The sequence below is a fragment of the Brumimicrobium oceani genome (genome assembly GCF_003143775.1).
GTDB lineage: Bacteria > Bacteroidota > Bacteroidia > Flavobacteriales_D > Crocinitomicaceae > Brumimicrobium > Brumimicrobium oceani.
This window is the reverse complement of record NZ_QFRJ01000020.1, coordinates 1-25829: the sequence shown is the minus strand read 5'-3', so window position 1 is coordinate 25829 and position 25829 is coordinate 1. Positions and strand designations below refer to the sequence as shown.

Genomic DNA, 25829 nt, shown 5'->3' with positions numbered 1-25829 from the left:
AGAAAATTCTTGGTGATTCGTAGTGATTCCAAGGGTTAATTCGTGGGTTTTAAAAATTGAGTAATTAATACTATTATAATCACAATATCCCTAAAATTCTACTCAAGATTTTAACTTGCAAATTCTGTTCTAAGCCATTATCGCTTGCGCTAAGGAATTAAGATTAATATCATCAATGTCCTGTTGTTTTTCTTCTCCTTTTATCTCAATATGAAAACGTTCCATTATTAATTTAATCATCGAAAGTCGGGAACTTAAATTATCAGATGAAGCATTGATTTCGTTAATTAAATAAGTTAACAACTGCTCCCTCCTAAATCTATATTGGTCCATTATTAAAGTTGTTGCCTTCTCCTTTTTAGAATCATGTATTAACATCAATTCATCAATCTGCTTGATTTCATCAAGAACATCCAATAAACGATATAGTTTTTCATTTTCCATTCTTTTCAAATTTAGTAAATAATTTCGAGAAAACCTTTTGGTAACTTTTTACCATTTCTTAAATTTCTTTTTGTTGTATCAAACTGATGGTGCCAATATGCCATATTGTAGTCTGCAATACTATCATTGCTCTCTGTAAGATAAGCATCAACACCATGATAAACATTTTTACAACTTGGGTAAGTGAAAGGCTTTAATTCTTCACCTAATGTTTGAATGATATCTTTATCTATAAAGGACACTAAATCAATATCATTTGGACGAGGTTGGGACCTTGATATGAATGATCCATTTATCCATTGCTTTATTTCAATATCACCACAAATCTTCTTTAAATCGGAAGAATAACGTAAATATTGTTCGAATATTTTACTACGCTCAATTGACGAGTACTCAATAACAAAGTACTTTTCTAGCTCAATAATATCTGAAGAAATGGGTTTGTTTGGTACCAAATGACCAAGGTTATTAAATTTAAGCATATCCTACATTTTGAATTAAAGATAAACTTTTTAAATTAGATATTCAAACCCTACCCAAACTTCGCCTGCCAGTATTCATAAGTATATACTTCATGACTATCCAATTTAATATCAAAGGAAAGTTTAGATGCTTCAATAATTTCTAAATCTACTTTCTTCCTGAAAATATCTCCATCATAAACAAAAGTGTGATATTCTCCATTTTCACCACAAATATCAATTTCCGCTGGCAAATTATCAATCAACTCTTTTGTGATTTCTTTTCCAATGTAGGATTCATCTAATTTATCCGCTTGCGTGGTTACAATCTTGGCTTTTAATCCAGAATTCAAAAAATCATTCATTGTTTGCTCAGCAGTTTTTCCCCAAATCGGCTCCACCACTTCAATTCCATGCGGATTCAGTTTACTTTCTCGGTATTTCCGAATTTCATCTAAATATAAATCTCCGAAAATAAAATGCGCAACTCCCTTTTCTTTGAAATCCTGAACAGCTTTCAGCATCTTGGTTTCATAATCATTAGGTAATTTACTGATAAAGATGGGATACAGTTCTATACCAATGGCCTCCGCTTGTTTTTTCATTAATTCCAAAGGTACTGAGTGTGCGGAGGAGCTTTCATCGGCTTCATTAAAAGTAGTCAACAAGGCAATAACTTCAAATTGATTTTCTCGTAGAACTTTTTGAAGAGCTAAAGCGGAATCTTTTCCACCAGACCAATTAAAAACTGCTTTTGATTTTTGCATTATTCCCTTTTTTGGATAAAAATAGCGATTTGGAGGGAATTGGTTTAACAATTAGCAACGCCTCTCCACTTTTAACCTTCCTTTCAAACTTTAACACCGATAAATTACTAAATTTGCGCTTTCAAACCAAAATGTCAATTCGATGAAAGAAACCGCGTTATCAGCAGTACATATAGATTTAGGAGCAAAGATGGTTCCTTTTGCAGGTTATAATATGCCTGTTTCTTATGCAGGATTAAAGCACGAACACGAAGTTGTAAGAACGAAAGTGGGTGTTTTTGATGTTTCTCACATGGGTGAGTTCTTCGTAAAAGGTGAACAAGCAGAAGCTTTACTTCAAAAAGTTACGAGTAATGATGTCAGTAAATTAGTTCCTGGAAAGGCACAATACTGTTATCTTCCGAATGAAAAAGGCGGAATTGTAGATGATTTGCTAATTTATAAAATTTCTGACCAAGAATTTATGTTGGTCGTTAATGCTTCTAACATTGAAAAAGACTGGAATTGGATTTCATCGCAAAATGATGTTGGGGCAGAATTGGTAAACGAATCTGATGAATGGAGTTTATTGGCTATTCAAGGACCAAAAACAGCAGAGGCCATGCAATCATTGACTTCAGTTGACTTAGCTGGAATCAAATTTTATACTTTTCAAACAGCAGAATTTGCTGGAGTAAAAGAGGTGATTATTTCTGCAACTGGTTATACTGGAAGTGGTGGATTTGAAATTTATGTAAAGAACAAAGACATCAAGCAAGTTTGGGACAAGGTTTTTGAAGCAGGCGCTGACTTTGGTATTGAACCAATTGGTTTAGGAGCTCGTGATACTTTGCGTTTAGAAATGGGATTCTGTTTGTATGGTAATGATATCGATGAGACAACTTCTCCATTTGAAGCAGGATTGGGTTGGGTAACAAAATTCAACAAAGATTTTACAAATAGTGAAGCTTTAAAAGCAGAGAAAGAAGCGGGCATTAAAAACAAATTGGTTGGTTTTGAATTGAAAGATAAAGGTGTTCCGCGTCAAGGTTATCCAATTTTAAACGCAGCAGGAGATGAAATCGGACGTGTTACTTCTGGAACAATGTCGCCATCTTTAAACAAAGCCATTGGAATGGGATATGTCCCTGTAGAATTATCAACTGAAGGTAGCGAAATCTTTATCGGTGTTAGAAAGAAAAGTTTAGCAGCGGTAGTTGTAAAAACTCCATTTTATAAAGGATAATAGGGCTTTTGCCTTCGGTGCTTTCCGTGACTGAGCCTGTCGAAGTCACCGAAAGCAACGGATTAAACATTGAAAACAAATTGAATATTCATAAATAAAATTAGAACGAGGATTGCAGAAATGTGATCCTCTTTTTTGTGTGCAATTTTGCAGTGGTATACATAACATCCCTGCAAATAAGGACACAAAAAAAAGGCCAGACAAAGCCTGACCTTTTATTTCCCTAAGGATATTTAATATTAATAACTTAATTCAACCTTTGAGATAACACACTCCTCACAGTCCTTCACTTCGCCAGTGTATGTTTGACCATATTTATATACTGTTTCAAAAGGAATACCCATGAATACTTTTTGAATACGCGTTACTTGTACACAAATGGTCCCCATATTTCGGTGATACCTGTTTTCTAATTTACTTTTTCTTACGATTCTTACTAGTCCGATAACTCAATGTATTGTGATTCGGGCGCAAGATAAGACTTATAATCCTTAAACTCAAAAAATAGGATGAAAAACTAATAAAACGAGTAGTTTTTTAGTGTTTTTTAGTAAATCCACTCTGTTTTTTTCATAAAAATTCATTTTTCTCCAAAAAATCACGGCGTTTTCAGAATCACATCAAATAAAAAGTTAGACCCTATTTTTATTGAACAGTCTCTCCTAAAAATTTAAATCAGCCCAAATAGCTCAGTGCTTGTTTTACAAATTTTAGGGTTGTGCAATTCTCTGAACTCACATTAGAAGCAATTAACTCCCCCCCCCCATTTGAGAGCTTTCTGGTGTCAAAAGTATTTCCTCTCCTATACATACTTTTTGGAGAATAGTAAGCTTTATCAAAAACGAAAATCCAAAAGCTTTGATTGATCTTTTTGGTTGGACTTTAATGGAACGCTGATTAAAAACTGATTTTTTTAATAATTAGCAATACTTAAAAAATCCGTGGAAACCTGCGTTGCCTTAGCACCTGCGTCATCCGCGTTCCATAATGAGCATCACCGAACTCCTGAATGGCAGTAAATCTTCAATGGTTCATGCTATGCATCGTATAGAATTGAAAATAGGGAAACGACTATGAATATCGAGTTTTTCGATAAAGTAAAATTCTATTGCACAAAAAAAAGAGACCACCCTTTCGAATGATCTCTTTTATAAAGTTTTAAAATACTAATCTCAAGTATCGATTGAACCCGTTACACGTTTCATGAACTTATTGGCTGCATCTCTTTGGGAAACGCCTTCTTCTCTCATCATTTTATTGACTTCGATTGCGCCGTACATATTGGAAAGTAATTCTCCAATTACGTCAAGTTCTTCATCTTTCATTGACGAAAGCTCTGTAAGATTTTCTAATGTTTCAATTGTTTCATTTACAAAATCTTCGTCATTCTCCTCAATAAAGGTAGAAATGTGTTTAATTACTGGTAGTCTCATCGATAAATGTTTTTAATACTTCTGTTTTGTTTGTTTGTGTCTGCTGAATTAACTCACCATTCTTAAAAGCTGCAAATGTTGGTAAATTCGTTACGTTTGCTAACTTTCGAGATTCAGGATTTTTCTCCGCGTCAATTACAACGAATTTTACATCCTCGTGATCTTGCGAAAACTTCTTGAATTTTGGTTTCATTATTCGGCAGTTACCACACCACCCAGCAGAGTACTGAACAAGAACAGTTCCGTTGCCAGAAACCTCGTCCTGTAAAGTATCTGTGTCTAATTCTACAAATGCCATCTTAGTTATTTTTTAAATATTCTGCAGTACCTTTACTGTCTGCACTCATTGCTTGACTTCCTTCTTCCCAGTTCGCTGGACAAACTTCACCATGTGTTTGAACGTGAGCATAAGCATCAATCAAACGCAGGTATTCGTTTACATTACGTCCAACTGGCATGTGGTTTACTCCTTCATGGAATACTGTACCCTCCTCATCAATTAGGTATGTAGCACGGTAAGTTACGTTGTCTCCTTCTAAAATGAAAGAATCTGTAGCCTCGTTGTACGTTTCAGACTGAATGTCCAAGATATCCAACATATTTGCTAAGTTACGGTTTGAATCTGCAACCAGTGGGTAAGTTACACCTTCGATTCCTCCGTTATCTTTTGCTGTGCTCAACCATGCAAAGTGTACCTCTGGTGTGTCACATGAAGCACCAATAACGATTGTGTTTTTGTCTTCAAACTCTTTCAATTTCGCTTGAAATGCATGAAGCTCTGTTGGACATACATAAGTAAAGTCTTTTGGGTACCAGAATAAACAAACTTTCTTCTTGTTTTTCTTCGCTTCTTCAAGGATATTGATTTTGAACGTATCCCCCATTTCATTCATTGCATCCACTTGGATGTCTGGAAAAGTTTTTCCTACTATTGACATAATTATTTAATTTTTATTAGTTACTATTATTTCTTTGAAGATAAGAATTTTCTTGTTTCATACTTCAAAATTGTTTGAATTTTAACAAGCATATTTCGTATCGACACTGCAAAGATAACTCATCTTTTCTCATTGTTTTTATCAATTATAATTATATTTACATAAACTTTATCTATATGATTTCTCCAGTGCAACTCTCCTACATTTTCGCCCTTTTGAAACACAAGAACTTTCAAAGGGCAGCAGACGCTTGTCACGTTACTCAACCTACACTATCCATGCAACTTAAAAAGGCTGAAGACACGCTTGGATACAAGATTATAAATAGAGATAGTAATCCCATTTCTTTAACAAAGGCGGGCAAACAACTTTACCCAAAATTATCTGCAATTCAACAAGCTTATGATGAGCTAGACATTCAAATTCAAAGATTGAAAGGAACCTACAAGGCAGAAATCAGAATTGGAATAATCCCCACTATTTCGAATTATCTTGTTCCCGAGTTATACGCAAAATGGCAAGATGAGATTGGAGATGTACACTTAGACATTAGTGAATTAACTTCCCCCAACCTTTTGACTGCCTTAAAAGAAAAGACAATAGACTTTGGGATTATGGCAGGTCCTGTGGAAGACTCCAATCTAGATCAGCAAATACTCTTTAACGAAGAAGTTTTGATTTATGCCCCGAATATTAAAAACCACACCATAAAGCTAGAAGAACTAGAAAATGAATATCCTTGGCTGCTTTCGCCAGGCAATTGTTTAAGGACACAAATGATCAATTTTTGTAAATTAGATAGTGCAAAAAAATCTGAATGGAATTATGAAGGAGGAAATCTACATTTATTGACCCAAATGGTAGAACAACAAGGTGGATACACTTTGGTTCCTCAGTACTACATTCCTCATTTAAATCTGAATCCAGAAGACTTGAAGAAAGTGGTAGACCATACTCCAATTCGTCAAATCATTGGTTTACATCTCAAACGAAACACCAAAAAAGAGGATATAGTGAAAATCATGAGGATTATTCAGAGAAGTAAAAGCGGTAAAAATAAGCTCTTGGAGAATGTTGAGCTTTTGCCTTGGGAAGGATCTTAACAAAGAATCAGAAACCAATTATGCACTGAATTGAAAGTGGTCTTCAGTTTTAACTTATATTCATCACTAAAGCACTTCTGACCGAAAAGTTCATAAATGCAAATAAGGATAAAACGCTCTAATTAGAAAAGAAATAGACGATAAAGATTAAACTACATAGGCGCGATAGAAACACTGCTTGCCCGGAAAAAAAAAGAATTTAACATTGATTCTTTTGAGTTTTTCCCATCCCAATTTTAAATTCGACCAAATATAAACCTGTGAAAATGAGCGCTAAAATCAGAAGTATTTGTAGATTCAAGCACATCTAAATCATCTAGGTAAAACACTATAAACAAAGCAATTAGAATACGTAAAACCATAGTAGCAATAACTTCAAACATCTATAAATCAATGCTTATAATCAATAAACCACGCAAATTCATTTTCTAAAAAAATGCTAAAAACCAGTATGAAACGCTGTTTTTTGTTAATTTAATTGGGAATCAAAAAAACATTATGGAAATTAAAAAATATTACGACATTTTAGTAGAGAAGTTAGTTGGATGGACAGAAGGTTTGGTGAAAATGCTCCCCAACTTCGTTTTAGCCATTATAGTACTTGTAGCTTTTGTTTTTGTAGGTCGAATAATCAAAAATCTCTTTCAAAAGTTACTTCAAAAATCATTGAACAACCAATCCCTCTCAATAATAGTTTCTAAGGTTGTATATATTGCCATTATTTCCATTGGGGCTTTTGCCGCTTTAAGTTTACTTAACTTAGACAAGACAGTGTCCTCCTTATTAGCGGGTGCAGGTATTATAGGTTTGGCGCTTGGTTTTGCTTTTCAAGATATTGCCACAAACTTTATCGCTGGTTTTTTCATGGCGGTTAAACGCCCTTTTAAAGTGGGTCAGGTAATCCATTGTGAAGGACACAGTGGAGTAATTAAACACATTGGTATTCGTACTACCGAAATCGCTTCTTTCCAAGGACAGGAAGTCATTATTCCGAATAAAATGTTATTTCAGAACCCATTAATCAACGATTCTGAAAACACATATAAACGTATAGATTTAAATGTAGGTGTATCCTACGGAGAAGATTTGGAGCGCGTTAGAGACATTGCCATCAAGGCAGTTGAAAACACACCAAACATCAATAAGGATAAAGATATTGATTTAGTTTATTTAGCTTTTGGAGGAAGCTCTATTGATTTCAGAATTATGATTTGGGTCGAATTTAAAAGTCAACTAGATTTCTTGAAAAGTCAAAGTGAAGCCATTATTTCTATTAAGAAAGCATTCGATAAAGAAGATATTATGATTCCTTTCCCAATTAGAACTTTGGATTTTGGAATTAAAGGTGGGGAAAAGTTGAATGAGATTGTTGATTTTGATACTATTGGAAATGGTAATCAGCAACCTAAAAAAGCTCAGAACTCTCAAAAAAGTAAATCAGAAAATTCAAACAAAGAATAAATAATTATTTTTAAAACTAGTTTTAAGAGCCAGCTAATACAGTTGGCTCTTTTTTTTGTTTGTTTATTTTTCAAACCATTTCCCAACGTCGATAACAAATACGTGTTCCCAAACTGACTTTTATCATTTGTTTCTTCCTTGAATTAAAACGATATTTGCAATTGAAATTTAGTTAAAGAGAGATTATGTTAAGTGAAGAGTTAATCAATAAATATAACGTATCTAGTCCACGATATACTTCTTATCCAACCATTTTAGATTGGAACAGAATGGAGTTTTCTGCGGAGGAGTTTGCACCATTATTTATAAAAGCCGAACAAAATAAACACCACAGCACCAGCGTTTACGTTCACCTCCCATTTTGTGAAAGTTTATGCACATTTTGCGGCTGTCACAAGCATATCACCAAACAGCATAGCGTTGAAGCACCTTATATAGATGCCGTAATTAAAGAATGGCAGATGTATGAAAAACTGAATGGAGAGAGTATACAAGTTGATGAAATTCATTTAGGAGGTGGAACACCAACTTTCTTTGCCGCAGCACAATTGAAAAGATTAATTGAGGCCATTAATGTAAAAACAGGACCAAACCCTTTATTTAGTTTTGAGGGTCACCCTAATCACACAAGCGACGAGCAATTAAAAACTTTGTTTGATTTAGGCTTCAGGCGCGTTAGCTTTGGAGTTCAATCTTACAGCCCAATTGTTCAAAAAGCCATCAATAGAATTCAACCTTTTGAAACTGTTGAAAAAGTCACCATTGCTTCAAGGAAAGCCGGTTTTACTTCAATTAGTCACGATTTAGTATTTGGACTTCCAATGCAAACCATGGAGGATATGATGGACACTATTTCAAAAACTATTCATTTAAAACCCGATGCTATTTCCTTGTATTCTTATGCTCACGTTCCTTGGGTAAAAGGAACAGGACAGCGTGGTTTTTCTGAAGCAGATTTACCTTCCGGAGATGAAAAGAAAGCACTTTATGACAAATCTAAGGAGCAGTTGTTGGCCCACGGTTATGTTGAAATAGGAATGGATCACTTTGCTTTACCCACAGATATTTTAGCGAAAGCGCTGCGTGGTGGAGCACTCAACAGAACTTTCATGGGGTATACCACAAACACAACCGACAGAATGATTGGTTTGGGGGCTTCTGCGATTTCAGAATATGGCTTTGGTTATGCTCAAAATGTAAAAAGCACGAGGGGCTACCACGGCATGATTGATGCTGGTGAGTTACCTGTCGTAAAAGGTCATGTACACTCTGAGACAGATGCCACTTTAAAAGAGCACGTAACTCAATTAATGTGTCAATTTAAGACTAGCTTTGCCAATGATGAATGGATGAAAACTCATGTTTCTCAATTCAAAGAAATCTTGGATGAATTCCAAAAAGATGGGATAATTGAATGGAATGAAAATGAAATTATAGTTACTGAGGATGGAAAACCATTTTCTCGTAATGTATGTATGACATTGGATCCCTACGCAAATAAAATTCCAACGCAAGGAAGGTTTAGCAAGTCGGTTTAGTGGAGGCCATTGAGTAAATAGTTTCGAAATCTTTGGTTTTTATTCAGTTTAAGTTGTTCAAATATGGGATGCTATCATTGTGGAGATAAGATAATTGGAAAACCTATTTCAAAAGAAGATAAGGACTTCTGTTGTTCCGGTTGTTTAACTGTTTACGAGATTTTAAGCGATAATGGGTTAGATAAATTCTATGAGTTTAACGAGCAAAGTGGAGTAAAACCCGATAATGAAGGAAATGCAAAATACACTGCATTAGACGTTCCTGAAATCTTTGATGATTTTGTTGAATTTCAGAATGATGAAATCTATATGGTTACATTTTTCTTACCGGCTATTCACTGTAGTTCCTGTATTTATTTACTTGAAAACCTTCAAAAATTAAACCCTGATATTGTTGAAAGCGAAGCTAATTTTACCGCAAGAACTTTAGCTCTAACAGTCAAAAAATCAAGAAAACTTTCTCAGGTGGCTTCTCTTTTGGAAAGCATTGGCTACAAACCTGAGCTCCGACGAGGTAAAGAAAACAAGAGCAGCTATGATAAAAAGTTGCTTCTTCAATTGGGTGTTGCAGGGTTTGCCTTTGGAAACGTAATGCTGTGGTCTTTTCCAGAATACTTGGGATTGGATGACATGTTTGAGAATTTTAGAAATTTCTCCGCTTACCTCACCTTATTAGTGGCCATTCCTGTTTTACTATATTCCGCTTCTGGTTACTTTATTTCTGCATACACCGCTATTCGTACAAAACAGTTAAATCTAGACATTCCTGTGGCGATTGGTATTCTTGTACTTTTCACTAAGAGTTCCTCTTCCATTTTGATGCAAGAAGGGGCCAGCTATATGGACTCGTTTACGGGTTTTGTGTTTTTTCTTTTAGTAGGAAAATGGTTTCAATCCAAAACCTACAGAAATATGTCTTTCGATAACGATCCAAAAGCCTATTTCCCTTTGGGTGTTCACCGAATAAATCAAATCACAAAAGAAGAAGAGGTCGTAAAAATAGAGTCTTTAGAGAAGGACGATATTTTGAAGATTTTTAATGAAGAAATCATTCCTTGTGATGCTGAGTTAACATCGAAAAAAGCAGTAATAGATACTAGTTTCATCACGGGAGAAGCTAATTTAGCGACTTTAAAATACGGTGATAAAATTTATGCTGGAAGTAAATTAATTGGTTCCGCAATCGAAGTAAAAGCTCTGAGCACGACCAACAGAAGTAAGTTCGCCAGCATTTGGAATAAATCAGCCAAAACAACGAAGTCTATTGTTCAAAACAGAGAAAATATATTAAGTAAATATTTCTTAATCATTGTTGGTGTTTTATCGGTAGCCGCTGCAATTATTTGGGCTTTTATTGATCCCAGCAGAATTCTAGAAATTGTAACCGCAATATTGGTGGTTGCTTGTCCGTGTGCCTTGGCTATTTCCTTCCCTTTTGTTTATGGGAATGCGCTAAGAAAACTTGGAAAATCGGGATTGTACTTTAGAAATAGTCACGAAATTCAAAAGATGAATAAAGTCAACCACATTGTTTTTGATAAAACAGGGACTTTAACAAAAGACAGAATTGAAGGTGTAAATTACGAAGGAGAAGAATTATCATCCCAATTAATGGGGGAACTCTTCGCTTTAACCCGACAATCAACACATCCTTATTCAAAAAGCATCACGAAATTCTTGGAAGATAAAGTAGACCATGTAGACGCAATAACAGAATATAACGAGGTCTCGGGGCAAGGAGTTGAAGCGAAGACTGCAAATGGAGATAAGATTCGCCTTGGAAATGCTAAATTCACAAATGCGCAAAAAAAATTCGACGAAAGCGGTAGTTATTTGAGTATAAATGACAAAGTAATCGGTTTCTTTAAATTTCAATCTCAATTAAGAGAGGGAATTATTGAAGAAATCAATCGATTACAAAAAGATTATAAAGTTACCTTACTATCAGGAGATCAATCCACGGATGAAGCTCTATTTACGGACTTGGAACAGCCCATTGCCATGCATTTCAACCTCTCTCCTACCGATAAAAAAAATCACATCATTCAATTTAACGAATCTGGAGATGTTGTGGCTTTTATTGGGGATGGACTCAACGATTCCGAAGCGCTTGAAGAAGCAGAACTCGGCATTAGTGTATCGGAAGACGAATTCAGATTTACCCCAAAATGTGATGCGATCATTGAAAGCGAAAAAATTAAAAACCTTAAGCAATTCTTTAAATTCGGATTGCATGCCAAAAGAGTTTTAAGAATCTGTATGTACTTTTCATTAACCTACAATACCTTTGGAATTACATTTGCATTTCTGGGATACGTAACTCCCTTATTTGCAGCTATTCTCATGCCGATTAGTTCTATTACAATTGTTTTATTGAGTACTTTTTTAATTCAGCCTTATAGATTGAAATAGTGATTAGTGATGGTCCAGTACATCTATTTAGTGGCTGGTCGGAAGTTTATCATGACAAATAATGAATTCTTTTTGGATTATTGTCTTCTTTTTAGTTTTCGTATCCAACGCATTATTTTGGTTAATTATAATGTATAAGTTTTTAAAATAATTAATTTTAGTCAGACAAATAAATCCATAAGTTCTGAATACAGATGAGTGAGTTACTGCAAATATTTAAAGTAGAAAAAGAAGAATCCAAAACCTCTGGAATTAATAATGAAGCTCCCAAAAGTCAAGGATTCGAAGAGCTTTTAATTGGAATTTCGGGAGAAATAGAACATTTTATAGACTTCAAAACTACAAATATAACGGCTCCTTTTATTAGTTTTATTACCAAGGGAAAAGTTCATAGAGTAACTCCAAAACCAGACAATGGAGCATACGAAATTTGGAAAATTCAATTTAAAAGTGAATTGATCCCAGAATCTACCTTTCAGCTATACTCCCTTTATCATGGAGAAGCCAATCTTAAATTAAATAGCGGAACCTGTTTCTCCCGTTTGGTTACAGTTTGTGAGATGATGGCAGAAGAGGCCAATCGAGAAAATCCTAGTTATGCGATTTTAAAGCAACTCCTTAGTCTCTTATTTACCATCATAGAACATGAAAAAAGAAAACTGGATAAATCAAAAGTAGCTTTAGAAAAAACACAAAATATTGCTTTTGGAAATTTTCTAAACATCTTAGAAGAAAATTTCCATAAACCGCTAAGTGTTGAGTTTTATGCCGACAAACTCGCTATGTCAACCCGAAATTTAAACTTGATTTGTCAGGAAATTTTAGAACAAAGTGTATCTGAGATTATAGACACCCGCAAACTAATTGAAGCCAAAAATCTTCTAATTTCTACGGATAAGAACATTGCTGATATTGCTTATGATCTAGGGTATAATGAGAATGCTTACTTTTCCAGTGTTTTCAAGAAAAAGTCCGGGCAATCACCCACAGAGTTTAGAAATGAGATGAAAAAGCTACTTTCTTCCTAAAATCACAAGCTTACTACCGAAAAGTATAATAGTAATGTATTTATTATGAATATATTGGTTGTTCACAAAAACAAACATATGATTATGAAAAATTTATTATTATTGATGGTTTCAGTACTATTTAGCGTTGGAATCTATGCACAAACGGATTGGAAAGTTGACCCTTACCACTCTTCTTTAAACTTTAACATTGCTCACTCTGGAATCAGTATTGTAAATGGAAAGTTCCTAGAATATGATGGTACATTAACCACAAAAGGTGAAGCGTTAGAAAGCGCTAAGTTTGATTTTACAGTAAAAGTAAATAGCATCAATACCAACGTTGAGCAAAGAGATAATCATTTAAGAAGTCCAGACTTTTTCGAAGTAGAAAAATACCCAAACATGACTTTCGAAAGCTCAAAAATTGAAAAAGGCAATAAGAAAGATCACTATAAATTACATGGTAAATTAACGATAAAAGATGTTACGAAAGATGTAGTTTTTGACGTGCATTATGGTGGAACAATAAAAACTGAAAAGGGGGAAAAGTTAGGAATGAAAGCTGAAACCACAATCAACAGATTTGATTACAATGTAGATTATGACCCAACAGCTGCGGGTATTGCTAAGGACGTTAAGATTATTGTTCACTTGCAATTCGCAAATCAGTAGATTTCAATATCTAGAAATCTCGTCGGACTTTATTTATTAACGAATCAAAAATTATTAAAATGAAAAATTTAGATAACAAAGTTGCTATTGTGACAGGTGCAGGTTCTGGAATAGGACGCGCCACTGCCCACTTATTAGCAAAAGAAGGAGCCAAAGTTGTAGTCTCTGATATTGATAAAGAAAGCGGAAATGCCGTGGTTAAAGAAATAGAAGAAGCTGGTGGAGAGGCATTTTTTATTTTCTCCGACTCTTCTAAAGCGGAAGGACATGAAACGCTTGTTGAGGAAACGTTAAAGCAATATGGTTCGCTCGATATAGCAGTGAACAATGCAGGAATTGGTGGACCACTTGCTCCAACAGGAGAATATCCAATTGATGGATGGCAAAAGGTTATAGATATCAATTTATCAGGAGTGTTTTACGGTATGCGCTACCAAATTCCAGCGATGGAAAAAAATGGAGGATCTATTATAAATATAGCTTCTATTTTAGGTCAAGCAGGAACACAAGGTTCTCCAGCTTATGTTGCTTCAAAGCACGGAGTCGTGGGACTAACAAAAGCGGCAGCCTTAGAATATGCAAATAAAAACATTCGCATAAATTCAATAGGTCCTGGGTATGTTAAAACGCCTTTACTCACCAATTCACTTGATGACGAACAAATGGAAGGACTAGTCGGTCTTCACCCAATTGGCAGATTAGGAGAATCAAATGAAATCGCTGAAATGATTTTGTGGTTAGCTTCTTCAAAATCATCATTTGCCACTGGAGCATATTATCCTGTGGACGGTGGATATTTGGCTCAATAAAGCCTAAAAGTGATATTCGGTTTAAAGAATATTAACAGCGACTTTTACTTCTGAAACAGAACTTATTACTAGTTTAACCTCAGAAGAATTTCAATTAAAAGATTACTAAATTAAAAACACAAACAAAGATGAAGAAATACAAAATAGCAGTTATCGTGGGAAGTTTACGTAAAGAATCCTTCAATTTAAAAACAGCAAAAGCAATGATGGAAATGGCACCCGAATCATTAGACATGAGTTTATTGGATATCTCTGGACTCCCAATGTTTAATGAGGATTTAGAAGGGAATCCGCCAAAAGAATGGGAAACATTGCGTGAGAAAATCTCTGACGCTGATGGTTTGCTTTTCTTTACCCCAGAATACAATAGATCAGTACCAGGTGTTCTAAAAAACGCAATTGACGTTGGTTCTCGACCTTATGGGGAAAATTCTTGGAATGGAAAACCCGCTGCAATTGTGAGTGTATCAATTGGGAACATTAGTGGATTCGGTGCAAACCACCATTTAAGACAATCCCTAACCTTTGTGAATGTTCCAACAATGGCACAACCAGAAGCTTATATCGGAGATGCTTCGGCATTGTATGATGACAACGGGAAGCTCACAAATGATTCTACCAAAGAATTCTTTAAAACGTATTTAGATGCTTTTGAAGAGTGGGTTCATACCATTGCAAAGTAAAGTACTATCTGGCAATGACTAAACTTCCTAAATTTAACATCGGTGTTAATTAAAGTTGAGAAATCCCTTCACCAATAATATGTTGAGGAAAAAACAAGCTGTTCTTGTAAGTTTATACAAGACAGCTTTTTTTATTGAAAAATATTTAACAAATGGAATCTATCGGACTAATAGAAATTATTGGAACAGCGGCTTTTAGTGTTGCCGGAGCATTTGCAGCTAAATAAAAGAAACTAGATGTTTTTGGTGTTTTTATCATTGCCTTTATCACCGCTTTGGGAGGTGGAACATTACGGGATATTCTAATCGGAAAAGTACCTGTTTCTTGGATGCTGGATTTAAGTTCAACAATTGTTGTGCTCATAACGACAATACTGGTACTCATTTTTAAAAGTGAAATCAAAAACTATCATAAAACACTTTTGTTTTTTGATGCTATTGGCTTGGGCTTTTTCACCGTTGTGGGAATACAAACAGGAATTGAATTTAAAATGAATCCACTCATATGTGTTGCCCTTGGAACAATTACGGCCTGTTTTGGTGGAGTCATACGAGATGTTTCATTAAGCAATATTCCATTAGTTTTTCAAAAAGAAATTTATGCCACGACTTGTATTTTTGGTGGAGTAATTTTCTTTATTTTAGTAAAATTAGATTTGCCTATAATGCTGAGTAAGGTTTCTTGCCTTATATCAGTAGTATTATTCCGCTTATTATCGGTAAGGTACAATTTACACTTACCAACCAATTTGAAATTCAAAAAATCAACAGAATAAAATTAAAAGATAAAATCATGTCAAATATTCAATTAATTATAGAAGAAAGAGCTGCCGATATTGGAAACTTTATGGTTGGGCGATTATTACCATTTCGCAAGAAAAGAATGGTGGGGCCTTTTATTTACATAGATCACATGGGACCAGTAAAACTCAACGAACGTCAAAACTTTGATGTTCTACCTCATCCACATATTGGACTTTCGACACTTACATTTTTATTCGAAGGCAGCATTATGCACCGCGATACTTTAGGAAATGAAGTAGAGATAAAGCCGGGGGCAGTAAACTGGATGACCGCAGGAAAAGGGATTGTGCATTCTGAAAGAACACCAGAGTATTTGCGAGATTCTGATTTGTTTATGCATGGATTACAAATTTGGGTTGCACTTCCAAAGGATAAGGAGCAAATGGACCCTCAGTTTTCTCACATTGAAAAAAGTGAAATTCCAGCTTGGTCGGATGGTGATGTTGATTTCAAATTAGTCGCTGGAGAAGCACTGGGAAAGAAATCTCCAGTTCCTGTTTTTAGTAAACTTTATATGATTGAAATTAAAAGTAAAACTGAACAGGTGGTAAGTATTGGTGGACAACTTTATGGTGAGTCAGGTCTTTATATATTAGAGGGCAGCATCAAAGAAGGAGGACATGAATACGGAGAAAAACAAATTTTAGTCGCCAAAGATAGCACTCTATGTGAGTTTACAATTGCTGCGAACAGTACCATCTATATTTTTGGAGGAGAACCTTTCCCAGAAAAAAGGTACATCGATTGGAATTTTGTTTCATCTGATAAAAAATTGATTGAAGAAGCAAAACAAATGTGGAAAGATCAAACTTTTGATAAAATTGAAGGAGATGATGAGTATATTCCTTATCCAACGCGGAAATAAACGCTGAATTGAGCTGTGTTTCCATAGCTTGTTATCATATGGATAGCAAGCTTTTTCATTGAATTATGAAGTAAACAGAATGACTCTAATTTATTTGGCCATCGCATTGTCTATTCCTGGAATTATCATTTCAATTTTCACGAAAAAAGTATTGAGTTAAGGGTTGAGCAGATACTTTTAAAACAAGAAAAAGGCTATTGTCGCGGTGATACCGTTTTGGTAAAAGTCAATTAGGCCAGAAAGATGTAAAATGGATTACGCTCTGGATGTTTACTATCGGAGATTATATCTATGCTAAAGCAGATAAACAAGACTATCTGTCTAAAAGCAGATAATTACATTTATCGGTCTTAAAGCAGATAAATAATCTCCGCTTCATTATAGTAATTTAGGCATGTTGCCATTTCGTCTTTCATATAAAAAAATGGGTGCTATACGTAATGTGTTACTGCCTATTATTCACCAATGAGTTTAATTTATTTGGCCATTGCATTGTCTATTCCTGGAATTATCATTTCAATTTTCACGAAAAAAGCATTGAGTTTAGGGTTGAGAAGATATTTTTAAAGCAAGAAAAAGACTGTTATCGCGATGATAACAGTCTTTTTATCTTCAATCTGGTTATTATTAGCCAAAAGCTGTACAAGCTTAGAAAAATAACCGGGTTAAACTTTCTTAATCATGCTTATTTAACTTTTGCACCAGCTTGAATGACGCATAATCGGCGTAAGTTCCATACGCATTCACTAAGAGACCTTTCACTTTACCGTCTTTGGATGAAATCGCATACACTACACTTTCACTATCCACGTCAGACATTTCTTCAAATCTGTGTCTTTCATCAATTTCAAACTCTTCGGGTTGAAGTTTTAAGTTTAAGGTTGCGCATTCAATGCAGTCTTCTTTCATATTAAAATCGTGCGTGTAGCCCTTTTTTGTTAAATCATTTACTGCTTCTGACAATGTTTTATAGCTATTCATAAACCTTTAGTTTTAAAAAATAATATTCTACTCAATCATTTATTAATATTCAAATTCAACATATAAAATGCCTTTTACACTGTCGAAATTTGAATATAGCTCTAAAATAGCAATTTAAATATTAATCTAAATGCTTATCGGGAATTGTTGTTGTATAATTAAGTAGCTACTCTTTCTCATCCAGTTTATCCACATGCTTTATTGTCTGCATTGGAATAGCTAATTTAATTCCTTTTTCCTCCAGTGCCTTTTTGATTGCTTCTTCTTGATCCCAGTAAACATCCCAGTACTCCTCTGTTCTACTCCAGCATCTTGCTGAAGTTTTGATATAATAATCTTGGAAACTATTTACGCGTAGTTGGAACGGTTTATCTGCAATTGCACGTGGATGTTTGGCCATTGTGGAGGTAATTAACTCACGTAACATATCAATATCTACATCATGATAAAAGTGCAATTCGATTTGCACTCGTCGGTGTGGTTCAGCAGAGTTGTTTCTCACCAAGTTGTTAGAAACATTCCCATTAGGAATAGAAAAAACTTCTCCTCGCCAATTATTGACGTGCGTATACAACATATTAATGTCCTCAACATAGCCTTCCACTCCCTCAATTACAACTTCGTCTCCAATTTTAAATGGTTTAAAAATTAAGATGAGAAGTCCACCCGCGAAATTTGATAAACTCCCCTGAAGTGCTAAACCTATAGCTATTCCAGCTGCTCCAAATATTGTGATAAATAAAGAAGCTTTGATTCCTAAAATCAATCCAACAACAAAGAATAAGATTCCCCAAAGAAGAGCGGTGGACATACTTTGCATAAAGCTTTGAACGGATAAATCAGCTTTTGCTCTTTTCAATAATCTCATGATTATTCCTCGAATAAGTTTAATCAAGAATATTCCAATAACAAAAGTAATAATTGCAAAAATGAGCTTTGGCCCGAAGCTATAGATGATATCTTTTATAATTGTTTTAAAGTGTTCCACAAATCCTTTTTCCATTCTAATCCTTTCTTTTTGAGATAAAGTGCAAAGAAATGAAAACTTTAAGGAGTAGCCCAATTATAGGCGATTTGTTAACGAATATTGCCGAAAACGAAATAAATTCAAAGAAAACAAGCCTTTTATTAAAGATATCGCATTAAAACCAATGCTTAATGTTCTTCATCTGATTCAAATATAAACTTTCTGTATTCAATTCCCCAACTTGCAATCTCATTAATAACAGGAGCCAAAGTTGCGCCATATTCAGTAATTGAATATTGAACAGTAATAGGTTTTGTATCCATCACTTTTCGATTGACCAAATGATTCATTTCTAAATCTTGAAGTTCTTTGGAAAGCATTTTAGTCCCTATTCCATCAATTTCTCTTAATAAATCCATGAAGCCCAATTTACTTCCTTCAATTAAAGTTCCAATGATGTGAAACTTCCATTTTCCGGATAAAATACTCATGGTATCACTAATGGCTTGCATTCGATTTTGACAAACAGGGGTATTGTTAATTACAGATTTCTTTTTCATTATATTCCTCAATTTTTAATGGTATTTCAACATTTTCTCGCAAGGTAGTTTCCTCCAGGAAAGCACTTCCCAAAAGGAAAGGCATATCAAATATACAGCTTTATTTCCTTATCTTTGCATGAGCACAAAAGGTTTATAAAAATAATAGAAACAAAAGATGAGAAAGTTATCTGGAGTTTAACTTAAACCGAAATGAAATACTCGAAAAACATACTTCAAAATGGTAACTAAATTTAATCTCATTACATTATTCATCACTTTGTTCAGCTTCGGTACTGTTCAAGGGCAAACAAATATTAAAGACATGAAAAACGATACAACAACAAAATCAAGTAACCCACTTCTTTGTGATATAGAAACGGGAATGTGTGAAACAACTGCAGATGCAGGTCAGGACACTAAGGTTGATGCGAATTTATCAGACAATAAAAAAGTAAAATTAGTTTACTTTACAGATCCTATTTGTTCTTCTTGTTGGGGAATTGAACCACAATTGAGAAAATTGAAATTGGAATATGGAGATCATATTGAAATTGAATACAGAATGGGTGGATTATTGCCAGACTGGAGTTACAACAGCGGCGGTATTGGAAAACCATCAGATGTTGCAGGTCACTGGGATGAAGTGAGTATTCATTACGACATGCCTATTGATGGAGATTTATGGTTAGAAGACCCACTTGAATCCTCCTACCCTCCTTCTATAGCATTCAAAGCAGCAGAAATGCAAAGCGAAGAAAAAGCTCATTTATTCATGAGAGAAATGCGCGAATTGGTTTTCTTAAAGAAGAAAAACATTGCCAAATGGGAACACATGGCAACGGCGGCTGAAACTGTTGGACTTGATGTGGAGCAATTAAAAACTGATTATGAAGGAAAAGCAAAATCACTTTTTGAAGATGACTTAAAAACTGCAAGAGAATATGGAGTAAGAGGATTCCCTACTATTTACGTTTTGGACGATGAAGGGAATAAAGACATCGTTTATGGAACTAAACCTTATGCATTTTACGAAATGGCGATTCTAAAAGTAAACTCGAATATTCAGAAAAGTGAGTACAGTAAAAAATGGGACAATCTTTTCGAAATCTACCCAACACTTACAGCAAAAGAATATTCTGTGCTATCTGGTACTCCAAGAGCAGAAAGTGAAACAGTTTTAGATGAATTAACGGAAAAAGGAAAGTTAGATAAGTTAACGACCAAGAATGGCTCTATGTGGAAGTTGATTAAGTAGTCCTTTTCTGCGGAATTTTTTTTATTCAATATTACATCTATGCAGCATGAATTTCTTTCATGCTGCATTTTTTTTCAACAATTCCTTTCAAAATCTTATGATTATACAAAATGTCTAGTTTTCAAAATTGGGAGGCTATCTTTTTATTAAATTTTACAGCCATTAAATGCAACATTGGAATGGACTTTGCTCGGTAAACCGTAAATTTGAATCAACCCCAAGCCCTTAATTTATTGACAAATTATAAAACGACTAAAATGACAAAAAAGATTTTGACAATGGCAATGTTATCCGCATTGATTTTAACTTCTTGTAGTGAAAATAAAACACAGGAGAATTCAGAAACTAAACCAGAAACACCGGTAGAGAAAGTAGAAACAATTACTTCTGTAGGTGAAAATGGAAAGGAACTTCAATTGGATTTTAATAATGAAGAAAGGAAAGTTACTTTAACTTTTGATGGAGAAACAATTGAATTACTTTCCGAAAAACCAGCCTCTGGAATTTGGTACAAAAACGATCAATATGAATTAACGGGAAAAGGAAATGATTTAGAATTAAAAAAAAACGGAGAAGTTATTTTTGAACACAAAGATGATATCGTAAACTATTCAGTGAAAAATAAAGACGGTCAAACGCTCGATATGACTTTTAACAACACTGAAAATACAGTCAAAGTATATTTAGACGGCGGTGAACAAATAGATTTAAAAGGCGAAAAAGCAGCGTCAGGCATTTGGTATAAAAATGACCAATATGAACTTAGAGGAAAAGGGGAAAACCTTGAATTAACCAAAGATGGTGAAACAGTTTTTATAAAATTAGATTTAAAGTCAAACGGTTATTTATCACTTCCCAATTAAATAATTCCACTCGGGTCATCTACTTTGCGTAGGTCGCTTATTTTTTCAAAAGCATTTACCTATATCCTAACCTGCCATAAGTACTTTTTACTTGGTAGATTTCGAAATTAAAACAAGTAAAACCAAATAAAAAGGGGGAAATTTCAATTTAAACACTTACTTTAATCGCTCAAATATTAAAAACATAGACATTTGAAAACAAACAGACTAGAAGCATTTAGTGACGGTGTATTGGCCATCATTATAACCATCATGGTTTTAGAACTTAAAGCACCAATAGAAATTACTTTGAGTTCTTTACTAGCAATAACCCCTGTGTTTTTAAGTTATATTTTTAGTTTTATTTATATCGGAATTTATTGGAATAATCACCATCATTTATTTCAAATTACCCAAAAAGTAAACGGTAAGATTTTATGGGCGAATTTGCATTTGCTTTTTTGGTTATCCTTGGTGCCATTTACCACCGCTTGGATTGGAGAAAGATACTACGCCATGCTACCCGTTATTGCCTATGGTGCAGTTTTACTATTTTGTGCCATTGCTTATTTCATTCTACAGGCACAAATTATAAAATTTCATGACGATGAATTTGCGCTGAGAAAAGTTATTGGATCGGATAATAAAGGTAAAATATCAATTGTCTTTTATGCACTAGGTATTGCTTTTTCATTTCTAAATACATGGATAGCGATTTCTTTTTACGTTATTGTAGCCATAATGTGGCTGATTCCAGACAAACGCATAGAAAAAAGTGTTTAAAATCAAGAGCTAAAATGAGCACCGTAAAAACATATCAAAAAGTAAACGCTAAAGAAGACGGGTTAAACTTTGGGATTTCTCGTATGGAGGAAATTTACATCAAAAGAAATGGGAAACCTGATGAGCCACACAGGCACAATTTTTACACTGTCTTAATAGTAAATAGCGGGAAAGGTGAACACAGAATCGATTTTAACTCATTCGAACTAGCCAATCAACAAGTGTTTTTTGTTGCCCCAGGACAAGTACACCAAGTCATCGAAAAAGAAAAATCTTATGGCTTCGCGATGACTTTCTCCAATCAGTTTTTAGTAGAAAACTCTATTCCTCTTTCCTTTATAGAAAGTTTAAACCTTTTTCAAAACTATGGTCAAAGTCCACCTTTAACCCCTGAAAATAATCAGTTCGAAAAAATACAAAGTTATGCAAACAACATTTTAGAGCTTTTTCAGAGTGATAAAAACATGAAAACTTTATCAATTGGCTCCTATTTGAAACTCTTACTAATCGAATGCAATAATATCTGCTCAATCAACCCTATTGAATCTGATGTAGATACCACAGGAGACAATCTGATTAGAACATTTCGAAAGGCTGTAGACAAAGATTACAAGAAAGAGCATTCCACCACTTACTATGCAAATGAATTGAATATTACCCCAGATCATCTCAACAGAACCGTAAAAGCCAGAATTGGTAAAACAGCAAAAGACTATATTCAGGCAAGAATAATTACAGAAGCAAAAAGACTAATATTCTTCACAGATCTGACCACTAAAGAAATTGCGTATGAATTAGGTTTTAACGAACCCGCTAACTTTAGCGCATTTTTTAAGAAGCATACAGATTTATCGCCTTCTAGTTTTAAGAAAAAAGAGAAGTAATGATGAGTATGCAATCCTCCCCCTTTATCCCCCTCCGAAGGGGGAATCGCTTCGAATCAATGGTTCTGGCAATAGGTTGAACGGTAAAATTGTCACTTGATTTTTACTCTTTTTAATGGAAGTACTGCCTAAAATCACGCCATAATCGGATTTTCATAAGTTTCTCCCCAATTTTCATATTGTACAGTCTTCTAAACTGTTGCACCTTTGTACTATACTTAAAACGCAAAGAAAATGAACCGCAAGAAATTTTTAAAAAGAGCAATTTTAACTGGTGCAGCAGGAGCAATAGCACCACAATTATTAAGCGCTTCACACAAAGAAGCTATAAAATCGACTTACGAAACATTAATGCAACAAGTAGGATTTAATCATTTACCCAATAAAAACATAAAAACAATGAATACAGTAATACATAAAGCAGAAACAAGAGGACACGCAAATCACGGTTGGTTAAACTCACACCATACATTTAGTTTTGCCAATTATTATAATCCTGAAAGAATGAACTTTGGTGTTCTTCGTGTTTTAAATGACGACACCGTTCAAGATGGAATGGGCTTTGGAACACATCCGCATGACAATATGGAGATTGTATCTATTCCTTTAGAAGGAGACTTAGAGCACAAAGACAGCATGGGAAACACTACCGTGATTAAAGAAGGCGATGTTCAAATCATGAGTGCGGGAACAGGAGTAACGCATTCGGAGTACAACAAAAACAAAGACAAGCAAGTTAAATTTCTTCAAATATGGGTTTTCCCAAACAAAAGAAATATTACGCCTGAATACGATCAGATTTCATTGAAAGACATTGAAAAGAAAAACGAATTCTACCAAATTGTTTCCCCAAACAAAGGAGAGCAAGGTGTTCAAATTAACCAAGATGCTTGGTTTCACCTTGGGAAATTTGACAAAGGAAACTCTAGTGAATATAAAATCAAAAAAGGAGGAAACGGAGTCTATGCTTTCATTCTTGAGGGTGAAGTAGAAATTAACAATGAAAGACTTACCAAAAGAGATGGAATGGGCGTTTGGAACACAGATTCAATTCATGTCAAAGCGAGCGAGGATGCACGTGTTCTTTTAATGGAAGTTCCGATGTCAATGTAGTCAGCAATAAAGTAGTAAAACTAAAATTTGAATATTTAAAACCATACAAAATGGAAATTTCAATTAGAGAAAGAGAGAATAAAGGATTTGCAATAGCAGAAGAAGATGATAAAAAAGCTGGGATGATGACATATTCCATCCCAGAAGGTAACTTCATAATTATAGATCACACAGAGGTCGACCCAACATTCAAAGGAAAAGGTGTAGGTAAAAAACTGTTGATGAGAATAGTTGAAATGGCAAGAGAAAAAGAGATTAAAATCTTGCCCCTCTGCCCTTTTGCCAGTGCAATGTTTAAGAAGCTTGAGGATATTCAAGATGTATTGAAAAAATAATAATGAATTTAAATAGAACTAATGAAACAAATTGTAAGACAAATGTTTAACACAGGAAATCATGCGCAAAACATAAACATAGGGCTTTTAGTAATGCGTGTAGTAATAGGCGCCTTTATGCTTACTCACGGTTGGGGAAAGATGCTAAATTTATTTAGTGGAGAGCCCATTCAATTTCCCGATCCAATGGGAATAGGTGCAACAGCATCTCTGGCTATGGCTGTTTTTTCTGAAGTACTGTGTTCAATTCTGTTGATTGTTGGATTAGGTACTCGATTGGCAGCTATCCCCTTACTCCTTACAATGCTAGTAGCAGGCTTCATTTTTCATATTAATGATGGATTCGCAAAACAAGAACTAGCACTTCTTTATGGCATGGTGTATCTAGTTATTACTGTCATGGGAGCAGGTAAATACTCAATAGATCAATTGATTTCTAAAACCTAGAGAAGCAATTACATTTTACAAAACGAATAGAATTAAAATCATGAAATTGATAGAAGGATTAAAATGGCGTTACGCTGTTAAAAAATATGATACAGCAAAAAAAGTAACACCTCAAGACATAGATACTATAAAACAAGCAATACAATTATCCGCCTCTTCCTATGGTCTGCAACCCTATAAAGTGTTGGAAGTTACAAATCCAGAGTTGAGGGAAAAGTTAAAGCCTTTGTCTTGGAATCAAGCCCAAATTACGGAAGCTTCTCATTTATTTATTTTTTGTCATAGCATCGCACTTTCCGATGAAGAGGTGGAGGATTCGATAAAGTTCAGGGCCGAAGTGCGAGAAATTGAATTAGAGAAACTTATAGGTTATGGAGACTTCGTAAAAGGAAAACTCCATGAAAAATCAAAAGAAGAACTCTTTCATTGGTCAGCAAAACAAGCCTATTTAGGTTTAGCTAATGCAATGAATGCCTGCGCAGAACTAAAAATTGACAGCTCACCCATAGAAGGTTTTGAAATTGGAGAAGTCAATGAACTACTTGGTCTTGAGAAAGAAGGCTTGAGCGCCGGTGTAATGTTAGCCGTTGGTTACAGACATGCTGAAGATGGAGTTCAACACTTAAACAAATTCAGAAAATCGATCGATACTTTATTCGAAGAATTGTAAAATTGCGATCACTTTCAATCATTGAGTTTAGTGATCAAGATATGTTAGGTTTGAACGGTCTAAGATAACTTTTCTTGTAAACAATTTGTGATTAAGGCTACTCGTAATTAACGCGATTTGTGATTGTACTTTTATTTGATTTGAATAATAACTAAGTGTTCGGCGCACCGATACCGAAAAATGGCACACAGAAGGCCAATGCAGAACACTTAGTTATTAGCGTGTCGTTATTTTTGTTTTTTAATTGTCTGTCACTATACTACATGACAATTTTCAATAAAACCTTGCTAAATCCTTTCTTTTCAGGGTTCAAAAGGAAGCTTGATATATATTCTAATCCATATTTGAAAACCGATTTAGCTCTATGACCATGCTTTTTTATTGT

General features: G+C 34.5%; 28 protein-coding genes and 1 pseudogene. 20 read left to right on the top strand and 9 right to left on the bottom strand.

What is annotated here, in order from left to right; all coding sequences use genetic code 11:
- Nucleotides 1-129 precede the first annotated feature (129 nt).
- Genes DIT68_RS15680 through DIT68_RS15670 form a run of 3 tightly spaced genes read right to left on the bottom strand, consistent with a single transcriptional unit; the run spans nucleotide 130 to nucleotide 1672 of the window.
- Nucleotides 130-444, bottom strand: a complete 315-nt coding sequence (locus tag DIT68_RS15680) for a hypothetical protein (RefSeq protein ID WP_109360772.1) — start codon at nucleotides 442-444, stop codon at nucleotides 130-132.
- A gap of 11 nt (nucleotides 445-455) precedes the next feature.
- On the bottom strand, nucleotides 456-926 hold the full coding sequence (locus DIT68_RS15675; protein WP_109360771.1) for a DUF6932 family protein: 471 nt from the start codon (nucleotides 924-926) through the stop codon (nucleotides 456-458).
- A 50-nt stretch (nucleotides 927-976) separates the two neighbouring features.
- Nucleotides 977-1672, bottom strand: a complete 696-nt coding sequence (locus tag DIT68_RS15670; RefSeq protein ID WP_109360770.1) for a Dph6-related ATP pyrophosphatase — start codon at nucleotides 1670-1672, stop codon at nucleotides 977-979.
- A gap of 142 nt (nucleotides 1673-1814) precedes the next feature.
- Here DIT68_RS15670 and gcvT point away from each other — a divergent pair, with 142 nt between their 5' ends.
- Nucleotides 1815-2897: a glycine cleavage system aminomethyltransferase GcvT gene (gcvT, locus tag DIT68_RS15665; protein WP_109360769.1), complete on the top strand. Its 1083-nt coding sequence runs from the start codon at nucleotides 1815-1817 to the stop codon at nucleotides 2895-2897.
- Between the two features lie 1172 nt (nucleotides 2898-4069).
- Here the strand turns inward: gcvT and DIT68_RS15655 are convergent.
- The 3 genes from DIT68_RS15655 to DIT68_RS15645 are packed head-to-tail and all read right to left on the bottom strand — an operon-like array spanning nucleotide 4070 to nucleotide 5268.
- Nucleotides 4070-4330 carry a DUF6952 family protein gene (locus tag DIT68_RS15655; RefSeq protein ID WP_109360767.1) on the bottom strand — a complete coding sequence of 87 codons (261 nt, stop codon included), beginning with the start codon at nucleotides 4328-4330 and terminating at the stop codon, nucleotides 4070-4072.
- Complete coding sequence (locus DIT68_RS15650; protein ID WP_109360766.1) at nucleotides 4311-4628, bottom strand: thioredoxin family protein; 318 nt, start codon at nucleotides 4626-4628, stop codon at nucleotides 4311-4313. Before DIT68_RS15650 ends, DIT68_RS15655 begins: the two co-directional genes overlap by 20 nt.
- Nucleotide 4629: 1 nt before the next feature.
- Nucleotides 4630-5268, bottom strand: a complete 639-nt coding sequence (locus DIT68_RS15645) for a peroxiredoxin (RefSeq protein ID WP_109360765.1) — start codon at nucleotides 5266-5268, stop codon at nucleotides 4630-4632.
- Nucleotides 5269-5444: 176 nt separating this feature from the next.
- Here DIT68_RS15645 and DIT68_RS15640 point away from each other — a divergent pair, with 176 nt between their 5' ends.
- The 11 genes and pseudogenes from DIT68_RS15640 to DIT68_RS15595 all read left to right on the top strand — a co-directional run bounded on the left by DIT68_RS15640 (nucleotide 5445) and on the right by DIT68_RS15595 (nucleotide 16625).
- A complete protein-coding gene (locus DIT68_RS15640) occupies nucleotides 5445-6371 on the top strand; it encodes a LysR family transcriptional regulator (protein WP_109360764.1) in 927 nt (308 codons plus the stop codon).
- Between the two features lie 498 nt (nucleotides 6372-6869).
- Nucleotides 6870-7832, top strand: a complete 963-nt coding sequence (locus DIT68_RS15635) for a mechanosensitive ion channel family protein (protein ID WP_109360763.1) — start codon at nucleotides 6870-6872, stop codon at nucleotides 7830-7832.
- Between the two features lie 185 nt (nucleotides 7833-8017).
- A complete protein-coding gene (gene hemN, locus DIT68_RS15630) occupies nucleotides 8018-9370 on the top strand; it encodes an oxygen-independent coproporphyrinogen III oxidase (protein ID WP_109360762.1) in 1353 nt (450 codons plus the stop codon).
- Nucleotides 9371-9433: 63 nt separating this feature from the next.
- The gene (locus tag DIT68_RS15625; protein WP_109360761.1) at nucleotides 9434-11782 is read left to right on the top strand and encodes a heavy metal translocating P-type ATPase; all 2349 of its coding nucleotides are present in this window, start codon (nucleotides 9434-9436) and stop codon (nucleotides 11780-11782) included.
- Between the two features lie 194 nt (nucleotides 11783-11976).
- Nucleotides 11977-12810, top strand: a complete 834-nt coding sequence (locus DIT68_RS15620; protein WP_109360760.1) for a helix-turn-helix domain-containing protein — start codon at nucleotides 11977-11979, stop codon at nucleotides 12808-12810.
- Nucleotides 12811-12894: 84 nt separating this feature from the next.
- The gene (locus DIT68_RS15615; protein WP_109360783.1) at nucleotides 12895-13464 is read left to right on the top strand and encodes a YceI family protein; all 570 of its coding nucleotides are present in this window, start codon (nucleotides 12895-12897) and stop codon (nucleotides 13462-13464) included.
- A gap of 59 nt (nucleotides 13465-13523) precedes the next feature.
- A complete protein-coding gene (locus DIT68_RS15610) occupies nucleotides 13524-14273 on the top strand; it encodes an SDR family NAD(P)-dependent oxidoreductase (RefSeq protein ID WP_109360759.1) in 750 nt (249 codons plus the stop codon).
- Nucleotides 14274-14401: 128 nt separating this feature from the next.
- Nucleotides 14402-14956 (top strand): NADPH-dependent FMN reductase, encoded by a 555-nt coding sequence (locus DIT68_RS15605; RefSeq protein ID WP_109360758.1) that lies wholly within the window; start codon nucleotides 14402-14404, stop codon nucleotides 14954-14956.
- A gap of 239 nt (nucleotides 14957-15195) precedes the next feature.
- Nucleotides 15196-15333: pseudogene (locus DIT68_RS16660) on the top strand (TRIC cation channel family protein); the annotation flags it as partial.
- Nucleotides 15313-15732 carry a trimeric intracellular cation channel family protein gene (locus DIT68_RS15600; RefSeq protein ID WP_317133920.1) on the top strand — a complete coding sequence of 140 codons (420 nt, stop codon included), beginning with the start codon at nucleotides 15313-15315 and terminating at the stop codon, nucleotides 15730-15732. The pseudogene DIT68_RS16660 and the gene DIT68_RS15600, both read left to right, overlap by 21 nt.
- A gap of 17 nt (nucleotides 15733-15749) precedes the next feature.
- Entirely contained in the window at nucleotides 15750-16625 is an 876-nt protein-coding gene (locus DIT68_RS15595) for a pirin family protein (protein ID WP_109360757.1), read from the top strand.
- Between the two features lie 675 nt (nucleotides 16626-17300).
- Here DIT68_RS15595 and DIT68_RS15590 read toward each other — a convergent pair.
- The 3 genes from DIT68_RS15590 to DIT68_RS15580 all read right to left on the bottom strand — a co-directional run bounded on the left by DIT68_RS15590 (nucleotide 17301) and on the right by DIT68_RS15580 (nucleotide 19133).
- Nucleotides 17301-17606 carry a phosphoribosylpyrophosphate synthetase gene (locus tag DIT68_RS15590; protein WP_109360756.1) on the bottom strand — a complete coding sequence of 102 codons (306 nt, stop codon included), beginning with the start codon at nucleotides 17604-17606 and terminating at the stop codon, nucleotides 17301-17303.
- A gap of 166 nt (nucleotides 17607-17772) precedes the next feature.
- The gene (locus tag DIT68_RS15585; RefSeq protein ID WP_109360755.1) at nucleotides 17773-18609 is read right to left on the bottom strand and encodes a mechanosensitive ion channel family protein; all 837 of its coding nucleotides are present in this window, start codon (nucleotides 18607-18609) and stop codon (nucleotides 17773-17775) included.
- Between the two features lie 152 nt (nucleotides 18610-18761).
- Nucleotides 18762-19133, bottom strand: coding sequence for a winged helix-turn-helix transcriptional regulator (locus DIT68_RS15580; RefSeq protein ID WP_109360754.1), 372 nt, complete (start codon nucleotides 19131-19133; stop codon nucleotides 18762-18764).
- Nucleotides 19134-19437: 304 nt separating this feature from the next.
- Here DIT68_RS15580 and DIT68_RS15575 point away from each other — a divergent pair, with 304 nt between their 5' ends.
- The 8 genes from DIT68_RS15575 (at nucleotide 19438) to DIT68_RS15540 (ending at nucleotide 25444) form a co-directional block, all read left to right on the top strand.
- Complete coding sequence (locus tag DIT68_RS15575; RefSeq protein ID WP_109360782.1) at nucleotides 19438-20370, top strand: ClpXP adapter SpxH family protein; 933 nt, start codon at nucleotides 19438-19440, stop codon at nucleotides 20368-20370.
- Between the two features lie 257 nt (nucleotides 20371-20627).
- The gene (locus DIT68_RS15570; protein WP_109360753.1) at nucleotides 20628-21233 is read left to right on the top strand and encodes an MliC family protein; all 606 of its coding nucleotides are present in this window, start codon (nucleotides 20628-20630) and stop codon (nucleotides 21231-21233) included.
- Nucleotides 21234-21425: 192 nt separating this feature from the next.
- Nucleotides 21426-21995: a TMEM175 family protein gene (locus DIT68_RS15565; RefSeq protein ID WP_109360752.1), complete on the top strand. Its 570-nt coding sequence runs from the start codon at nucleotides 21426-21428 to the stop codon at nucleotides 21993-21995.
- Between the two features lie 14 nt (nucleotides 21996-22009).
- Nucleotides 22010-22879: a helix-turn-helix domain-containing protein gene (locus tag DIT68_RS15560; RefSeq protein WP_109360751.1), complete on the top strand. Its 870-nt coding sequence runs from the start codon at nucleotides 22010-22012 to the stop codon at nucleotides 22877-22879.
- Nucleotides 22880-23278: 399 nt separating this feature from the next.
- Nucleotides 23279-23992, top strand: a complete 714-nt coding sequence (locus DIT68_RS15555; protein ID WP_109360781.1) for a pirin family protein — start codon at nucleotides 23279-23281, stop codon at nucleotides 23990-23992.
- Nucleotides 23914-24327: a GNAT family N-acetyltransferase gene (locus DIT68_RS15550; RefSeq protein ID WP_255411181.1), complete on the top strand. Its 414-nt coding sequence runs from the start codon at nucleotides 23914-23916 to the stop codon at nucleotides 24325-24327. Before DIT68_RS15555 ends, DIT68_RS15550 begins: the two co-directional genes overlap by 79 nt.
- Before the next feature lie 21 nt (nucleotides 24328-24348).
- Nucleotides 24349-24774, top strand: coding sequence for a DoxX family protein (locus tag DIT68_RS15545; protein WP_109360749.1), 426 nt, complete (start codon nucleotides 24349-24351; stop codon nucleotides 24772-24774).
- Nucleotides 24775-24814: 40 nt separating this feature from the next.
- Nucleotides 24815-25444: an NAD(P)H-dependent oxidoreductase gene (locus tag DIT68_RS15540; protein ID WP_109360748.1), complete on the top strand. Its 630-nt coding sequence runs from the start codon at nucleotides 24815-24817 to the stop codon at nucleotides 25442-25444.
- Nucleotides 25445-25829: the final 385 nt, after the last annotated feature.

Excerpts from the sequence above, each read along its gene's own strand:
- DIT68_RS15605 (WP_109360758.1), top strand. The coding sequence starts at position 14,402 with ATGAAGAAATACAAAATAGCAGTTATCGTGGGAAGTTTACGTAAAGAA.
- DIT68_RS15670 (WP_109360770.1), bottom strand. The coding sequence starts at position 1,672 with ATGCAAAAATCAAAAGCAGTTTTTAATTGGTCTGGTGGAAAAGATTCC.
- DIT68_RS15570 (WP_109360753.1), top strand. The coding sequence starts at position 20,628 with ATGACAAAAAAGATTTTGACAATGGCAATGTTATCCGCATTGATTTTA.
- DIT68_RS15645 (WP_109360765.1), bottom strand. The coding sequence starts at position 5,268 with ATGTCAATAGTAGGAAAAACTTTTCCAGACATCCAAGTGGATGCAATG.
- DIT68_RS15560 (WP_109360751.1), top strand. The coding sequence starts at position 22,010 with ATGAGCACCGTAAAAACATATCAAAAAGTAAACGCTAAAGAAGACGGG.
- DIT68_RS15555 (WP_109360781.1), top strand. The coding sequence starts at position 23,279 with ATGAATACAGTAATACATAAAGCAGAAACAAGAGGACACGCAAATCAC.
- DIT68_RS15590 (WP_109360756.1), bottom strand. The coding sequence starts at position 17,606 with ATGAATAGCTATAAAACATTGTCAGAAGCAGTAAATGATTTAACAAAA.
- DIT68_RS15625 (WP_109360761.1), top strand. The coding sequence starts at position 9,434 with ATGGGATGCTATCATTGTGGAGATAAGATAATTGGAAAACCTATTTCA.
- DIT68_RS15540 (WP_109360748.1), top strand. The coding sequence starts at position 24,815 with ATGAAATTGATAGAAGGATTAAAATGGCGTTACGCTGTTAAAAAATAT.
- gcvT (WP_109360769.1), top strand. The coding sequence starts at position 1,815 with ATGAAAGAAACCGCGTTATCAGCAGTACATATAGATTTAGGAGCAAAG.
- DIT68_RS15680 (WP_109360772.1), bottom strand. The coding sequence starts at position 444 with ATGGAAAATGAAAAACTATATCGTTTATTGGATGTTCTTGATGAAATC.
- DIT68_RS15640 (WP_109360764.1), top strand. The coding sequence starts at position 5,445 with ATGATTTCTCCAGTGCAACTCTCCTACATTTTCGCCCTTTTGAAACAC.
- DIT68_RS15635 (WP_109360763.1), top strand. The coding sequence starts at position 6,870 with ATGGAAATTAAAAAATATTACGACATTTTAGTAGAGAAGTTAGTTGGA.
- DIT68_RS15585 (WP_109360755.1), bottom strand. The coding sequence starts at position 18,609 with ATGGAAAAAGGATTTGTGGAACACTTTAAAACAATTATAAAAGATATC.
- DIT68_RS15650 (WP_109360766.1), bottom strand. The coding sequence starts at position 4,628 with ATGGCATTTGTAGAATTAGACACAGATACTTTACAGGACGAGGTTTCT.
- DIT68_RS15595 (WP_109360757.1), top strand. The coding sequence starts at position 15,750 with ATGTCAAATATTCAATTAATTATAGAAGAAAGAGCTGCCGATATTGGA.
- DIT68_RS15610 (WP_109360759.1), top strand. The coding sequence starts at position 13,524 with ATGAAAAATTTAGATAACAAAGTTGCTATTGTGACAGGTGCAGGTTCT.
- DIT68_RS15575 (WP_109360782.1), top strand. The coding sequence starts at position 19,438 with ATGAAAAACGATACAACAACAAAATCAAGTAACCCACTTCTTTGTGAT.
- DIT68_RS15655 (WP_109360767.1), bottom strand. The coding sequence starts at position 4,330 with ATGAGACTACCAGTAATTAAACACATTTCTACCTTTATTGAGGAGAAT.
- DIT68_RS15545 (WP_109360749.1), top strand. The coding sequence starts at position 24,349 with ATGAAACAAATTGTAAGACAAATGTTTAACACAGGAAATCATGCGCAA.
- DIT68_RS15675 (WP_109360771.1), bottom strand. The coding sequence starts at position 926 with ATGCTTAAATTTAATAACCTTGGTCATTTGGTACCAAACAAACCCATT.
- DIT68_RS15620 (WP_109360760.1), top strand. The coding sequence starts at position 11,977 with ATGAGTGAGTTACTGCAAATATTTAAAGTAGAAAAAGAAGAATCCAAA.
- DIT68_RS15615 (WP_109360783.1), top strand. The coding sequence starts at position 12,895 with ATGAAAAATTTATTATTATTGATGGTTTCAGTACTATTTAGCGTTGGA.
- hemN (WP_109360762.1), top strand. The coding sequence starts at position 8,018 with ATGTTAAGTGAAGAGTTAATCAATAAATATAACGTATCTAGTCCACGA.
- DIT68_RS15580 (WP_109360754.1), bottom strand. The coding sequence starts at position 19,133 with ATGAAAAAGAAATCTGTAATTAACAATACCCCTGTTTGTCAAAATCGA.